This is a genomic window from Hyalangium minutum (genome assembly GCF_000737315.1).
Lineage (GTDB): Bacteria > Myxococcota > Myxococcia > Myxococcales > Myxococcaceae > Hyalangium > Hyalangium minutum.
This window is the reverse complement of the sequence record NZ_JMCB01000030.1, coordinates 26,228-40,176: the sequence shown is the minus strand read 5'-3', so window position 1 is coordinate 40,176 and position 13,949 is coordinate 26,228. Positions and strand designations below refer to the sequence as shown.

Annotated in this window: 12 protein-coding genes and 1 tRNA gene; 6 read left to right on the top strand and 7 right to left on the bottom strand. The window is 68.9% G+C overall.

Annotated elements, in window-relative coordinates; all coding sequences use genetic code 11:
• Positions 1–69: 69 nt before the first annotated feature.
• The 4 genes from DB31_RS42395 to pyk all read left to right on the top strand — a co-directional run bounded on the left by DB31_RS42395 (position 70) and on the right by pyk (position 4,535).
• On the top strand, positions 70–1,530 hold the full coding sequence (locus DB31_RS42395; RefSeq protein ID WP_044199175.1) for an NFACT RNA binding domain-containing protein: 1,461 nt from the start codon (positions 70–72) through the stop codon (positions 1,528–1,530).
• The gene (locus tag DB31_RS42390; RefSeq protein WP_044199172.1) at positions 1,527–2,084 is read left to right on the top strand and encodes a YkgJ family cysteine cluster protein; all 558 of its coding nucleotides are present in this window, start codon (positions 1,527–1,529) and stop codon (positions 2,082–2,084) included. Before DB31_RS42395 ends, DB31_RS42390 begins: the two co-directional genes overlap by 4 nt.
• A 78-nt stretch (positions 2,085–2,162) precedes the next feature.
• On the top strand, positions 2,163–2,999 hold the full coding sequence (locus DB31_RS42385; RefSeq protein WP_044199170.1) for a hypothetical protein: 837 nt from the start codon (positions 2,163–2,165) through the stop codon (positions 2,997–2,999).
• A 102-nt stretch (positions 3,000–3,101) separates the two neighbouring features.
• Positions 3,102–4,535, top strand: a complete 1,434-nt coding sequence (gene pyk, locus DB31_RS42380; protein WP_044199167.1) for a pyruvate kinase — start codon at positions 3,102–3,104, stop codon at positions 4,533–4,535.
• 64 nt (positions 4,536–4,599) lie between these two features.
• Here the strand turns inward: pyk and DB31_RS42375 are convergent, their stop codons facing one another.
• Complete coding sequence (locus tag DB31_RS42375) at positions 4,600–6,105, bottom strand: HD family phosphohydrolase (protein WP_044199164.1); 1,506 nt, start codon at positions 6,103–6,105, stop codon at positions 4,600–4,602.
• 178 nt (positions 6,106–6,283) lie between these two features.
• On the opposite strand from DB31_RS42375, the gene rpe reads away from it, so the two are divergent.
• Positions 6,284–6,952, top strand: a complete 669-nt coding sequence (rpe, locus tag DB31_RS42370) for a ribulose-phosphate 3-epimerase (RefSeq protein ID WP_044199162.1) — start codon at positions 6,284–6,286, stop codon at positions 6,950–6,952.
• A gap of 21 nt (positions 6,953–6,973) precedes the next feature.
• Here rpe and DB31_RS42365 read toward each other — a convergent pair whose 3' ends face one another.
• Positions 6,974–7,369 carry a response regulator gene (locus tag DB31_RS42365; protein ID WP_044199159.1) on the bottom strand — a complete coding sequence of 132 codons (396 nt, stop codon included), beginning with the start codon at positions 7,367–7,369 and terminating at the stop codon, positions 6,974–6,976.
• Between the two features lie 248 nt (positions 7,370–7,617).
• Here DB31_RS42365 and DB31_RS42360 point away from each other — a divergent pair.
• Positions 7,618–7,694 (top strand) — tRNA-Pro (locus DB31_RS42360).
• Between the two features lie 62 nt (positions 7,695–7,756).
• Here DB31_RS42360 and DB31_RS42355 read toward each other — a convergent pair.
• From DB31_RS42355 to DB31_RS42330, 5 genes are all read right to left on the bottom strand, one after another.
• Positions 7,757–8,890, bottom strand: coding sequence for a CapA family protein (locus DB31_RS42355; RefSeq protein ID WP_075306503.1), 1,134 nt, complete (start codon positions 8,888–8,890; stop codon positions 7,757–7,759).
• 35 nt (positions 8,891–8,925) lie between these two features.
• Positions 8,926–9,102: an FmdB family zinc ribbon protein gene (locus tag DB31_RS42350; protein ID WP_044199156.1), complete on the bottom strand. Its 177-nt coding sequence runs from the start codon at positions 9,100–9,102 to the stop codon at positions 8,926–8,928.
• 213 nt (positions 9,103–9,315) lie between these two features.
• The gene (locus DB31_RS42345; protein ID WP_044199154.1) at positions 9,316–10,845 is read right to left on the bottom strand and encodes an ABC transporter substrate-binding protein; all 1,530 of its coding nucleotides are present in this window, start codon (positions 10,843–10,845) and stop codon (positions 9,316–9,318) included.
• Positions 10,842–11,924 (bottom strand): SCO family protein, encoded by a 1,083-nt coding sequence (locus DB31_RS45815; RefSeq protein ID WP_083969216.1) that lies wholly within the window; start codon positions 11,922–11,924, stop codon positions 10,842–10,844. The genes DB31_RS42345 and DB31_RS45815 overlap by 4 nt, the downstream gene beginning before the upstream one ends.
• Positions 11,911–13,935: a YncE family protein gene (locus DB31_RS42330; protein ID WP_044199153.1), complete on the bottom strand. Its 2,025-nt coding sequence runs from the start codon at positions 13,933–13,935 to the stop codon at positions 11,911–11,913. The genes DB31_RS45815 and DB31_RS42330 overlap by 14 nt, the downstream gene beginning before the upstream one ends.
• Between the last annotated feature and the right edge of the window lie 14 nt (positions 13,936–13,949).

The window sequence follows — 13,949 nt, the reverse complement described above, 5'->3', positions numbered from 1 at the left end:
GGGCGGCGGGGCGGCTCATGGGTCGTGTGGCCTGTCCTCCCTTTCGAGAGTCCTTGAGGAGAGGCGGAAATGTCACTGCGTCCCACAGAGCTGGAGCAGGTCGTGGCGGAGGTGGGCACGCGCCTGTCGGGGGCGGTGTTGCAGAAGGCGTGGTGCCCGCTGCCGCGGCTGGCGTACCTGGAGCTGCGGCTGCCAGGGCGCTCCTTCCTGTTGTGTCTGTGCGCGGAGGGAGACCTGGCCCGGCTCTCGGTGGCCGCCGAGCGCTTCCCCACACCGGGTGAGCCCGCGCCCTTTCAGCGCTGGCTGCGGCAGGAGCTCACGGGCTTCAAGCTGAAGGGTGCGAGCTGGCGTGAAGCAGAGCGCGTGGTGGTGCTCGAGCTTCACAAGGAAGAGGCGGGCACGCGGCGGCTCGTGCTGGAGCTGGCTCCGCCGGGCGGGCTGGTGCTGCTGAGCGAGAGCGGCCGGGTGCTGATGCACAGTGGAGAGGGGCTCGCGCAGAGGCGAGGGGTCTACCCGGGCTCGGAGTGGAAGCCTCCCGAGCCGCTGCCGCCCGAGGCGCTGGAGAAGGCCCGGAGCGCGCCTTCCCGGCTGCAGCCGGCGCCAGGAGACTTCGCGCCGTACGCGGAGGCCGCGGAGCGGCTGCTGGGCGAGCGCGATCGGAAGAGCCGCGCGGAGGCCATTCGCCGGCGCCTGACGCAGCCGTACCGGGCGCGGCTCAAGCGCTCCGGGCGGACGCTGGAGAAGGTGCGCGCCGAGGCCGGGCGCGGCCCGGATGCCGAGGAGCACCGCCGCCTGGGAGAGCTGCTCACGCAGAACCTCCACCGCCTGCGCCGCGGCACCTCCGAGGTGACGCTGACGGCGTACACGGAGACGGGCGTGGAGGAGGTGAAGGTGAAGCTGGATCCGAAGCGCTCGCCGAAGGAGGAGGTGGACTGGCGCTTCCACCAATACAAGCGGCTGATGCGGGGTGTGGAGCAGGCCCGCCGCCGCGAGGCGGAGCTGGCGCGCGAGGTGGCGCAGGCGCAGGCCGCGCTGGAGCAGCTGGAGCGCATGGACGAGGCAGCGCTGCTGGCCCAGGCAGAGGTGCTGCAGGCGCCCGCCAGTGAGGAGGGCCCCCAGGAGGGCCGTCCTTATAAGGAGTACCTGGGGCACGGCGGGCAGCGCATCTGGGTGGGGCGGGGCTCGGAGGACAACGACATGCTGACCTTCAAGGTGGCGAAGCCGTACCACCTCTGGCTGCATGCCCGAGGGCAGCCGGGCAGCCATGTGGTGGTCCCCTTGGAGAAGGGCATGGAGGTGGCGCAGGAGGTGTTGCTGGATGCCGCGCACCTGGCGCTTCACCACTCGGGGGCCAAGGGCGAGCCGCGCGGCGAGGTGAGCTACGTGCCGGTGAAGTTCGTCCGCAAGGTGAAGGGAGGAGCGCCGGGCCAGGTGCTCTACAGCCGCGAGAAGACGTTCCTGGTGCGCATGGAGCCCGAGCGGCTCGAGCGCCTGCTGAAGACGCGCCACACGGAGCCGCCGCTCGCATGAAGGCGCCCGTGAGCCCGGCCTGCGCGCGCTGCTCGAAGGTGCTGGGGAAGTCCTGCTGCGAGCCCCGAGGCACCGAGCAGCTGGCCATGGTGACCCGCTCGGACATGGAGCGGATCAGCGCGCACACGGGCCTGCCCGCGCGCCGCTTCACCGAGGAGGAAGGCGTGAGCGAGGCGGGCGCCGCGGACTTCGAGAACCGCTGGCCGCTCTACCGAGGCTATTTCCGCCGCGGCCCCGTGCGCACCGTGCTGCGGGCCAAGGAGGGGGCCTGCGTCTTCTACAAGCACACGTCCGGGTGCACACTGCCCTCCGACGTTCGTCCGATTGCCTGCCAGCTCTTTCCTTTCGACCAGTGGGCCGATGGGAGCTGGAGCCTGGCTGTGGGGCGCTTTGGCGATCTCCTACTGGCGCGGGAGCAGGGCGGGGCGTGCCTCGCGGTGGAGGAGGCCGAGTCGATGGAGGATGTCTTCGCCGCGTTTGGCACCTCGCGCGAGACGGTGGAGTCCCTGGGGGCGCAGTTGGCAAGGGAGTCTCGAAGCCATGGTCGCGGTTGACGGCCTGACGGAGTGCGGGCAACCAGCCGCCAGCGGCCTTGAGTCCTCAAGGGTGGCGGGTACGATGCTGGGCGAGAGATGACCTTGTACCCCCGCCAGATGTCCCTCTTCACGCTGTCCGGGAGCCCGACGGCGTCGCTGCGGCCTTCCCCGCCGCCGCCGCCCGAGCCCGCGCCTCAGCCGCCCGTTCGCAATCGGGTGGTGGAGGAGGCCCCGCGCATTGCCTCCGAGCGGGACGAGCTGTTCTCCCGCGCCGAGTCGCTGGCGTGGCGGCTCTCGGCGGACCTGGGCATCCCCGTCCGGCTGGCGGTGACGGACAACCGCTCGACGATGGTGTCCTTCCGGCGCGGGGGCAACGTGCTGCAGCTGCGGCTGCACCACATGTTCCTGGACGCGCCCGAGCCCGTGCTGCGCGCGGTGGCGGACTACGCGGGCCGGGGGCACCGGGGCGCGGGTGGCTTGCTGGACGAGTACATTCGCGGCCAACAGCCGCGCATCCGCCAGTTCCGCCGCGAGACGGACGCGGACCTCAACCCCGTGGGCCGTTGCTTCGACCTGCAAACGATTTTCGAGGGCGTGAACCGCACCTACTTCCAGGACGGCATCCAGGCGCGCATTGGGTGGGGCCGCATGCCTCCCCGGCGGCGGCGCAAGTCCATCCGCCTGGGCGTGTACGATCACCAGACGCGCGAGATTCGCATCCACCCCGCGTTGGATCGCCCCGAGGTGCCGGCCTTCTTCGTGGAGTTCATCGTCTTCCACGAGATGCTCCACCAGCTCTTCCCGAGCACGGGGCGGGGCGGCCGGCGGGTGCACCACCCGCGTGCGTTCCGCGACCGGGAGAAGGCCTTCCCGCACTACGTTGCCGCACTGCGCTGGGAGCGCGAGAACCTCGGCGTGCTCCTGCGAGGCTGAGGGCTCTGCTGCTCGGCCGCCGTTTTACCGTTTTACCGAGCGTGGGGCGCGCCGGTTTGCATCCTTGACCCCGCGCGATGCGCCCCCCATCCTCCGCCCCCTATGCGACGAGCGAAGATTGTCTGCACCCTGGGACCTGCGAGCCAGAGCCAGGAGATGCTGGAGGCCCTGCTGGACGCGGGGATGGATGTGGCCCGGCTGAACTTCTCCCACGGCAGCCACGAGCAGCACGCGGAGAACATCGCCAAGCTGCGCGCGGCCCAGCTGAGGGTCCGCAAGCCGGTGGGCATTCTGGGAGACCTGCAGGGCCCGAAGATCCGCACCGGCCGCTTCATCAACGGCAGCACGGAGCTGAAGGAAGGCACCTACTTCTCCATCACCACCGACGAGACCGTGAAGGGGACCGACGACATCGTCTCCACCACGTACCCGCATCTGGCGGCGGACGTGAACCCCGGCGACCGCATCCTGCTGGATGACGGCCTGCTGGAGCTCCGCGTCGTCGAGACGGACAAGAAGCAGCTGCTGAAGACCCAAGTGGTGGTCGGTGGCACGCTGAAGAACAACAAGGGCATCAACCTGCCGGGTGTCGCGGTGCGCGCGGACGCGCTCACTCCGAAGGACCGCGAGGACCTCGTCTTCGGCATCAAGGCGGGCGTGGACTTCATCGCGCTGTCCTTCGTGCGCCAGCCGGCGGACATCGACATGGCCCGGCAGGCGATGAACGAGGTGGGCCGCACGGTGCCCATCATCGCCAAGCTGGAGAAGCCGGAGGCCATCGCGCGGCTGGATGCCATCCTGGACAAGACGGACGGCGTGATGGTGGCGCGCGGCGACCTCGGCGTGGAGATTCCTCCCGAGGAGGTGCCGGCGGTGCAGAAGGACATCGTCCGGCGCGCCAACGCTCGCGGCCTGCCCGTCATCGTGGCCACGCAGATGCTGAACTCGATGATCGACAACCCGCGGCCCACGCGCGCCGAGGCCAGCGACGTGGCCAACGCGGTGTTTGACGGCGCGGACGCGGTGATGCTGTCGGGCGAGACGGCCAGCGGCAAGTACCCCATCGAGTCGGTGCAGATGATGGACCGCATCGTCCTGGCGGCCGAGTCGGCCACCCGGGCGCAGCACCTCAAGCGCGTCATCGAGGCGCCGCTGGGGCTGCCGTCACACTTCCCGGACGTGATTGCGCGCGTGGCGTGCCAGGCGGCGGAGGCGAGCGGTGCATCGCTCATCGCGGCGTTCACGCTGTCGGGCGTGACGGCGCGGCTGCTGGCGCACTACCGGCCGCCGGTGCCCATCGTGGCGTTCAGCCCGAACCAGGAGGTCCGCCGCCGGCTGGCGCTCCTGTGGGGTGTGGTGCCGCGGGTGCTGGAGCCCATCCAAGAGACCGAGGCGATGGTGAAGCGCGTGGAGGAGGAGCTGCTCACGCGCGGCCTGGCCAGTCCGGGCGATCGCATCGTCATCGTCTTCGGTGCGCCGGTGGGGCAGCCGGGCAAGATCAACAGCCTGCGGCTGCACACCATCCAGGGCACCTGAGCCTGGAGCCTGGCGCTACGCCAGGCGCCGAGAGGACGCCCGCCCGAGGAGTCGGGCGGGACGTCTACTTGAAGGTTCCCAGGACCTTCTTGGGGACCTCCGCCTCGATGAAGACGGTGAGCAGCTCGTTGTCGAGCTGGCCTGCCGAGGCTTCCTTCTTGAGGATGTCGACCGCGAGGGTGTAGGGCACGGCCTTCTTGTAGGGCCGGTCGGACGCGGTGAGCGCGTCGAAGATGTCCGAGATGGCCATCATCTTGGACTGCACGGGGATGGTCTTCGAGGGGATGGCGCGCGGGTAGCCGGTGCCGTCGAGCTTCTCGTGGTGCGCGTAGGCGATCTCTGGGACGCGGCGCAGGGTGCGCGTCCAGGGGATCTGCGAGAGGAAGCGGTAGGTGTGCTCGACGTGGCTCTCGATCTCCTTGCGCTCCTCGGGCGACAGCGTGCCCCGGGCGATGGAGAGCGAGCGGATCTCGTTCTCGAGCAGCAGCGGCTGCACCTGGTCTCGCGAGTCCGTGAAGGAGAGCTTGCGCAGCTCGCTGAGGCGCTCGAAGCCGCCCTGGGCCAGCACGGTGGGGCGGTTGCAGGTGAGGAGAAACTCGAACACCTCGTCGAGGCGCTTGAGCTCCTCGGTGAGGCGGGCCTCCTCCTCGCCGTCGATCTCGGGGATGGCCTTCTCGCCGCGCAGCTTCACGGTGGCCAGCCGGCGCTTGTAGCTCTGGAGCTGCAAGTCCTTGCGCGCGAGCTGGAAGCGCGAGCGCAGCATCTCCATCTCGTGGGGGTAGAGCTTCTCGGCCTTGACGAGCACCGGCTCGCGCACGCCCACCTTGCCGAAGTCGTGCAGGAGCGAGGCGTAGCGCAGCTCCTGGAGCTCCGTGGGGGTGAAGCGCGTCATGGCGTAGCTGCCCGTGGCGACGTGCTCCAGCGCCTCGGCGAGCCCCACCGTGAGGTCCGCCACGCGGCCGGAATGGCCCGCGGTGGTCGGGTCGCGCGCTTCGATGGCGACGACGGAGGCGGAGACGAAGCCCTCGAAGAGCTTGTTGATCTCCTCGTGGAGCAGGGCGTTCTCGATGGCGCCGGCGGCCTGGGCGCCCAGGGCCAGCAGCAGCTCCTCGTCCTCGGCGTCGAAGATGCGGCCACCGCGCTTGTTGAGGGCTTGGATGACGCCGGTGACTTCGCCGGTGGCGTCGCGCATGGGCACGCAGAGGATGGTCTGGGTGCGGTAGCCGCTGGAGGTGTCGAACGAGCGGTTGAAGCGCTCATCCGCGTAGGCATCCGGGATGTTGATGGGGGAGCCGGTGGCGGCCACCTGGCCGGCGATGCCGCTGCCCACCGGGAGGCGGATCTCCTTCTTGGCGCCCTGGGCGACCTTGCTCCACAGCTCGTTGCGCTCGCGATCCAGGATGAAGAGCGAGCACCGATCCGCCTCGACGACCTTGGAGGCCTCGAAGAGGATGAGCGGCAGCAGCAGATCCAGATCGCGCTCGGCGCTCATCGCCTTGGTCACGTCCAGGATGGACGTGAGCTTCTGGAGACGGCGGGTGAGCGCGGTTTCGTCGGACGGATAGATCACCGGGAAGAGGCTCCGGAGTAAAGGGCTGGACCCGAAAGGCGCTTCGTTCTAGCACGATGAGTGAGGCACCGGCCTGCCTGGCTGCCTCCCAGGTTGGATAGCAAGGCGACTTCCGGCGTGCATCGCGGGAATGTCTGGTACCGCAGGAAACCCGGAGCGGTTATGAAGCGGGCCATCTATGAGCCGCCCTGTCCGCATCTCTCCTTCACTGCTCTCCTGTGATTTCGGCCGTCTGGCGGAGGAAGTCCGCGCCGTGGAGGCTGCGGGCGCCGATTGGATTCACGTGGATGTCATGGATGGCCGGTTCGTGCCGAACATCACCCTGGGCCCGGTGGTGGTGGAGGCCATCAAGCGGGCGGCGACCCGGCCGCTGGACGTGCACCTGATGATTGTGGAGCCGGAGAAGTACGTGGAGGCGTTCGTGAAGGCGGGGGCGGACGTGCTGACGGTGCACGTGGAGGTGAGCCCCCACTTGCACCGGACGCTGCAGCACATCCGGCAGCTGGGAGCGAAGCCCTCGGTGGTGCTCAACCCGTCGACGCCGTTGTCGGCGGTGGAGGAGGTGCTGGGCGAGGTGGACATGGTGCTGTTGATGAGCGTGAACCCGGGGTTTGGAGGGCAGAGCTTCATCGAGAGCACGGTGGACAAGGTGCGTCGGCTGCGGGCGATGTTGGACGCGCGCAAGCTGGACGTGGACATCGAGGTGGACGGGGGGATCAACGCGCAGACGGCGCAGCGAGTGGTGGAGGCAGGGGCCTCGGTGCTGGTGGCGGGCTCGTACGTGTTCGGCGCGAAGGACTACGCGGCGGCCATTCGCTCGCTGCGCCCCGAGGGGCAGCGCGGCTGAGGGGCTCGCTGGGAGCGGGGCTCAGCTCGCGGCGGCGACAGCCTGCTGGGTGACGGCGTTGGCGAGCCGGGCGACGCGGGGCATGAAAGTGGCGGCGAAGGGCTTCACCTCGTAGGCATCGGCGCCGAGCTGGAAGCACTGGTGGCGCATCTGCTGGTCCTCGATGGCGCTGAGGATGATGACCTTGCAGTCGCGGGTGGCGGGGTCCTGCTTGAGCTGGGCGAGCAGGTCGCGTCCATCGAGGCGCTGGAAGATGTCGAGGATGATGACGGCGGGGTGATGCTCGCGGGCCAGGGCGAGGACGTTCTCGGCGGTGGTGTCGGTGATGCAGGTCAGCCCGGAGCGGCGGCCCTCGCGAGCGAGGGCAGACACCAGCAAGGGCTCATCGTCGGAGATCAAGATGGTGGGCATGGCCATGCGAGAAGTTCGAAGCAAACCGCGTTCCCACCGGGTGACGAGGGGCGCCCCAGTAACACCAAGGGGTTGGAGGCAGAGGGGGCGGGGTAACAACGCCTCATGAGTCAGCCTAGACCCCAATTTCTCAAGCGTTGAGAGGGGGATGAAAAGGTGATCCTGAGTCGTTGACTCAGCCGGGCGGGTCGGGTACATCCGCCGCCACCTTCGTTCCGGTCCCGAGGCGTATACCGGCGAAGGGGCAGACATATCGGGGAGTGGCTCAGCCTGGTAGAGCACTTGGTTCGGGACCAAGGGGTCGCAGGTTCAAATCCTGTCTCCCCGACCATTCGAAAGCCCTGGGGTTTCGCGGACATCCGCAGAAGCTCCAGGGCTTTTGTTTTTGCGGGTTCACCCGTGCTCCGCGCGGAGCACGAGCGCGCCGTCGTCTTCCAGACGCACCCGAGTCCCCAGCGGGCGGCTTTCACGGTCCAAGATGCCGCACAGCCACTCGGCGTCCTGGCGCGAGGCCCGGTGAGGCCTCAGCTGGCGCAGCCGCATGGGAATCATGCGCAGGCTGGCGAGCTGGCCGTTCGCCGGGGCCACCGACGCCAGGTACATCAGGGCCAAGTCATGCCGGAAGTCCCTGTAGCGCTCGATGCCCTCGTAGTCATTCAGGAAGTCCCCGCAGCCGTAGAGGATGAGCCGGCCCTGGTGGACCTCGATGCCCCGAGGGTGGTGGGAGGAGTGGCCATGGATGAGGTCCACCCCCGCTTCTTCGATGAGCGCGTGGGCGAATGCCCGCTGTTGGCCTGACACCTCATAGCCCCAGTTGCCGCCCCAGTGGATGGAGGCGACGACGACGTCCCTTGAGCGCTTGACGGCAGCCACCCGCTCGCCGATGCGCCGCGCCGTGGCGGGGGATAAGTCCGGTAGGAAGTCCACGCCTGGCATGTCCGCCGCCGCTGCCCATTCGGGTGGAATGCCGCTGCCGCGCTCACCGAACGAGAACACGATGACCCGGCCCTTGGCTCCTGCCTCCAGCACCGCGGGCCTGCGCGCCACCTCCAGATCCTCGCCCAGCCCTGCGGTGGCGATGCCCAGGTCCCGGAGGGTGGTCAGCGTCTCGCGCAGCCCGCGGTAGCCCCAGTCCAGTACGTGGTTGTTGGCCAGCGCGCAGCAGTGGATGCGGGCCGCCGTGAGGCACGCGGCGTTCGCCGGGTGCATGCGGTAGTGGATGCCCTTGTCTGGCCACCAGTCCTCGCTGGTGGTGATGCTCGTCTCCAGGTTGATGAGCCGCACATCCGGCGCGGCTTGCTCCAGCACGGCGAGAGCGTCTCCCCAGAGGGTGTCGAAGCCGATGGGCACGCGAATGGGGCCGTTGCGCGTCTCCGCCAGCGCGACATAGTCCCGGGCATCCCGCACATACTCCTCATGCAGCTGGGGAGGAACGGGGTGGGGGAGCACCTGGTCGATGCCCCTCCCGGTCATCACGTCGCCGCACAGGAAGAGGGAGATCATCTCCAGCTGACCAGGGCCGTCCATTCCAGGTGCTCGCCTACCGCCCAGCGGGCAGGGCCTCAGGAGGTTAGCCACTTCTTGGTGGTCACTGCGTGCACAGCGGAGATGCGCTTCTCTACCTCCTTCGTGCCGTGGCAGTGCGGGCACTCTGGCATGCGCTGGTCGTGCTCCTTGACGCTCATGATTTCGGTAAAGGGCTCTTGGCACTTGCGACAGAAGAACTCGTAGACAGGCATCGCGCGCTCCCTTCCTGAGGTGCAAGGCCACGCCATGGCTGCCGGTGGCCTTCACGAGACGATGTGGCACGCCAACGGCACATGCCAGGCCAGGGATGCGTCCACGAGCCGGGACGCCGGGCCCCTCCCAGCGAGAGGGATGGGGCAGGGTGCCCCTCCCTCGGCAAGCATCGCCCTGCCGGTGACGGGGCCGGTGACTCTGGGTTGGCGCATCTACTGTGACGATAGAGACGCTCGCGGTTCCCACCCATGGGTTGGGCCATAGCTCAACGGTGGCACCAGCCTGGGCTTGAAGGCATACAGCCCTTCCCACTGCTCGATCAGCTTGTTCCGGCTCAGCAGTCTGCCCGAGCGCCGCAGCGCCTCCGTGAGGACCGTTGCCGCCGTGTAGGCGGAGATTTGTTCCATCCGGAATCGCTCCGAGGAAGGGACGCGGGCGCAGAGCCGGGCAAACGCTTCACGGGCCAGGGGCTGTTCATCCCCGGGCAAGCTGTGGACCGTGAGGAAGATGCGGTTCTGGAAGGACGGTGGGGCTGACGCCACCACCTGGCCCGACAGGCTCCCCGGCAGCAACAGGTAGGGGGCCCAGCCGAGTGTTCGCGCCTTCCCGAAAAGCGCCTTCAGCTCCGCGCCATCGCCCAGGAACAGCACCAGCTCCGGCGGCTTCCGTCTCAGGGCCGTGGAGAGTGCCGCAGGGAACCTGTCGCGGGTGTACTGCAGCAACTCCACCTGCCTCCAGCCTCGCGCCTGGAATCGGGCCTGGGCTGCTCGCGCGGCTTCGGCGAGGGCCTCGTCCTCTGGGTAGAGGATGGCGACTTCTGGCGAGGCCAGGGGCAACCGCTGGGCGGCATCGTCCGCGAGGACTCGCGCCTGTTCTCCCGGATCCGAGAACAGAAAGAAGACGTGAGCGTGGGACGTGCCCGTCTTTCGAGCGGACAGCGTCAGAGGGCCGATGAGCGGCAGGGCCTCCTGCTCGGCCAGCCGCACCCATTCCTCTTCCGCGCCTGGAAGAAAGCCGGAGAGCAACGCGAAGACGGGCTCCCGCTGGAGCAGGCTCCGCAGGCTGGCCAGCCCTGCCTTCGGATCGCTGTCGTACTCCGCCACGGCCAGCTCCAGCCTGCGGCCGTGAATCCCTCCCGAGGCGTTGATTTCCTCGAAGTAGGCCTCCAGGAGGCCGCGCATGGCCTGCCCCAGCGCCCCGAACTGTCCCCGCGTGGGCAACACCACGCCCAGCCGCAGCGCCGAGTCCGTCACTCCGGGCGCTTGTTCGGCCTCCAGCCGCTTCAGCCATGCCAGCAGGTTCGTCATGTCCTCCGAGGACATCGCGTAGCGCGGCATGAGCGGGTCCAACCGGTTGCCACCCGTGTCGATCCCTTCGGAGATGATCCGGGCTACGCTCTTCTCATCGAGCACCGGGTGTCCCCGGCCCGCCGGGTGCTGGTGGCCGTAAGGTTTGGTGAGCTCGCTCCAGATGAGGGGGGGCGGTGTCACGCCGCCCTCGGCCCGGCCCCGGCCATCCTGCCCGTGGCAGTTGGCGCAAGGGAGGGCCGAGCCCGGGAGCCGGACGCCCGCTCCCACGGTCGCGGTGAGTTCCGTGCCCGAGCCGCTCTCTCCCTGGAAGTAGAGCCTCCGGCCCGCCTGCTCCCGGGCCGTGAGTGGAGGGGCGCCCACAGCGGTGGTCCAAGGCAGGGCACCGAGCAGCAGCGCGAACAGCCAGGGCCACCGCCGAGCCTCGTGCCTCAAGGGCCCTCCGCCAGCATCCGCACGCGCTCCGCGACCGCGGTGGGGGAGGCCTGGGGCGGAAGCTTGATCCAATGTCTCTGCTTCTCGTTGCCGGCGATGAGCAGCGTGGAGTGATCCTCGATGTTCTCGACGTACTGCCCGAGCCGGGTGATCACCTGGTTCACGTCTTCCCTCTTGCCGGTGAGAAAGGTCCAGCCCGGATGCGTGGCCTTGTGCCGGCGCGCGAACTCCATGAGCCGCTCGGGCGTGTCGTACTCGGAGTCCACGCTCAAGGTGATGAAGGACACCTCCTGGCCGAAGCGCTCGCCGAGTTCCTCGCGGATGCGGTTGAGCCGGGCGGTCAGCAGCGGACACGCCGTGGTGCAGCGCGTGAACAGGAAGGAGATGACGACCACGCGGTCCTTCAGCATGTCGCTGTAGAAGCGGACCTGCTTTCCTTCCTGGGTGACCAGGAGGGTGTCGGTGAACCACTCCCGGGCCTTCTTCTCGGACGCGGAAGCAGGGGCCTCCTGGCGCGCCTTGGCCAAGGCGTCCACCTGGGCAAGGATCTGATCCTCATTGGGGAAGCCGTTGAGCCTCACCCACTTTCCCGTGCGCGGATCCCCCACGAGCACCATGGGCGTGTGTTGGGTCACCGCCGGGGTGTAGGCCCCCAGTCCCTCGAGCACCTGCCGGACGTCTTCCTGGGTTCCGGTGAGCCATGTCCAGCCCGGCTTCGCCCGATGGTTCGCGGAGTAGGCCTTCAGCCGTGCTGGCGTGTCCCTTGCCGGATCCAGGCTGATGGAGACCAGCCGCACCTCCTTGCCCAGCCGCTCGCCCAGCTTGCCCTGGACGCGCGAGAAGATGGCCGAGAGCACGGGGCAGATCGTCGTGCAGGTCGTGAAGACGAAGTCCATGACGACGATCGAGTCCCCGATGACTTGGCTGCTCAGCCGCGCCGGTGCGCCGTTCGAGTCGACGAGCTCCGCATCGATGAGCCGCACTTGCGCCGAGTCCGCTGCGAACACGCGCGAGGGGAGGACGAGCAGCAGGGCCGCGAGCACCGCAGCCACCTGCGCTCCAGGGTTATGGAGAGACATGAGAGATTTCCTCTTGAGGGGATGGGCGCTGCTTCGTGTCTGTCACCCAGAGCGTCCGGTAGGGCAGTCCGCCGTAATTCACCTGCCGGGAAGGCACCGAGACATAGACGTAGTAGGCGCCCGGGTTCGGCAGCGAGGGACTCGCCTCATAGAGGCCCTCCTCCACCTCCTCCGCGGGCACCTCGGTGCGCAGCCTTCCAGGAGCGGCGTAGGTCAGTACCTTCACATCGCTCAGCCCCGCCAGAGGTTCGCGGGTCGCGGCCTCCAAAACCTGGAAGCGCAGCCGGGGCGTCTCTCCCAACGCAAGCTGCGTGGGCAGATCCCGGTACACGAGCTCGAGTCCCCCGAGCGCCTGCCTCATCTGGGGGTTCTCCTTCACCTCGAGGCTGAAGCAGTGCAGCACCCTCGGTGAGTCCAGCAGGAAGGCCACGTCATACCGGCCCGCCGCTGGCAACCGGAGGCTCGTGGCGTAGAGCCCGGGTTCCAGCTCCCTCAGGCTGCGGTCCACCACGGTCACCGCTCGCGCCGCGTGCCCATAGTTGCCGAAGCTCCCCATGGGCGCGTTCATCCCCTCCATGTAGAAGTACGAGGTGTTCTCCGCCGGGCTGGTCACGAACACCGCGGCCTCCGTGGAGGCTGGCGTCACCGAATCGGCCAGGCTCAGGTCTCCCGCGAGCTGGGGCGCCACGGTCCCCGCCGCGAAGCTCTGCACCGCGGGCTTGGACTCCGTGCCCAGGGTGGAGAGGTTGATCATCTGGACGCGCTCGGAGTCCAGCAGCCGCACGTAGGCGAACCCCCGGGTGAAGCTCAGCTGGTAGGGCTGCCCGTCCACGGAGAGGGTATGCACCAGCCGGTGGCTCGCGGAGTCGATGACGTACACCGTGCGCTCGGTGGGGTTGAGCACCAGTGCCCAGCGCCCATCCGGTGACACCCTCAGGGGCCCCAGGCCCGGCCGCACCGTGAGCCGGGCCCGCTCCTCCAGGCTCGTCCCGTCGATGGCGATGACGGTCCCTTCCTTCGCGTCCGCCACGTACAGCGCTTGCGAGAGCGAGGAGTACGCCAAGGAGATGGGGAGGGGGCCCGTTCGCAACTCCTTCACCGTGCGCAGCTGCGCGATGTCGATGACGGACACCGTCCCGGACTCGCGGTTGCTGACGAAGGCGAAGCGATCCTCCGAGCTGAAGGCGAGCTCGTGGTGGCCGCGCCCGGTGGGAATCCGCGCCACGGGCTTCAGGGACTCGAGCGCGATGACGGTGACGCCGCTTCTGGCTCCGGCGCGAGGGCCGTCCCCCACCCAGAGGTAGCGCCCGTCCGGTTGCAGGGCCACTCGCGTGGGCTCCGGGCCTGCCTCCACCCGCCCCACGAGCCGGAAGGACTCGGTGTCCACCACGGCCACCTGGCCCGCGCGCGGCATCGAGACGAAGAGCCTCCGCCCATCGCGGCTCTTGACCCAGTCGGCGCCGGGCCGGTCCAGCAGCACCGTGGCATACAGGCTCGTCTTGCCCGTCATTCCCACCAGCGGATCGATGACCGAGATGCTCGCGTCCTGGTTCATCACCAGCAGGTAGTAGCTGTTGAGGTCCACCAGCGGGCGGATACCGGGGAGCCCCTTGAGGTAGAGCGCCACGCGCTCCCTGCACTCCTGCGGCTCTTGCGGCTTGCCCGCGAGCACCTGCCCCAGGTCCATCCAGGCCGAGGGGGACAGGCCTCGCAGCGGCTCGTGGCTGGTGGCATCGCTCAGGCGGAAGCGGACCTGCACCGTATCGCCCTCCATGAGCGGCGGAGGCGCTTCTCCCGGGGCCACAGGGTGGGTGACGGAGAGCTCCACCACCGCGCCGTTCTTCTCGAGCCTCCCGGAGCTGTGCTCCGCGACGGGCGCTGGGGTGGGTGCCTCGGGCTGGGGCGTGGAGAGGGCCACGTAGCCCGCGAGCGCCAGGCAGGACAGGACGAGCACTCCCGCGGCGGCGCGCACGAGAGGCTTCGAAGGCGAGGGGGAGGGTCGAGAGTTCATGGTGGGGTTCCTGG

Excerpts from the sequence above, each read along its gene's own strand:
- DB31_RS42395 (WP_044199175.1), top strand. The coding sequence starts at position 70 with ATGTCACTGCGTCCCACAGAGCTGGAGCAGGTCGTGGCGGAGGTGGGC.
- DB31_RS42390 (WP_044199172.1), top strand. The coding sequence starts at position 1,527 with ATGAAGGCGCCCGTGAGCCCGGCCTGCGCGCGCTGCTCGAAGGTGCTG.
- DB31_RS42385 (WP_044199170.1), top strand. The coding sequence starts at position 2,163 with ATGACCTTGTACCCCCGCCAGATGTCCCTCTTCACGCTGTCCGGGAGC.
- pyk (WP_044199167.1), top strand. The coding sequence starts at position 3,102 with ATGCGACGAGCGAAGATTGTCTGCACCCTGGGACCTGCGAGCCAGAGC.
- rpe (WP_044199162.1), top strand. The coding sequence starts at position 6,284 with ATGAGCCGCCCTGTCCGCATCTCTCCTTCACTGCTCTCCTGTGATTTC.
- DB31_RS42365 (WP_044199159.1), bottom strand. The coding sequence starts at position 7,369 with ATGGCCATGCCCACCATCTTGATCTCCGACGATGAGCCCTTGCTGGTG.
- DB31_RS42355 (WP_075306503.1), bottom strand. The coding sequence starts at position 8,890 with ATGGACGGCCCTGGTCAGCTGGAGATGATCTCCCTCTTCCTGTGCGGC.
- DB31_RS42350 (WP_044199156.1), bottom strand. The coding sequence starts at position 9,102 with ATGCCTGTCTACGAGTTCTTCTGTCGCAAGTGCCAAGAGCCCTTTACC.
- DB31_RS45815 (WP_083969216.1), bottom strand. The coding sequence starts at position 11,924 with ATGTCTCTCCATAACCCTGGAGCGCAGGTGGCTGCGGTGCTCGCGGCC.
- DB31_RS42330 (WP_044199153.1), bottom strand. The coding sequence starts at position 13,935 with ATGAACTCTCGACCCTCCCCCTCGCCTTCGAAGCCTCTCGTGCGCGCC.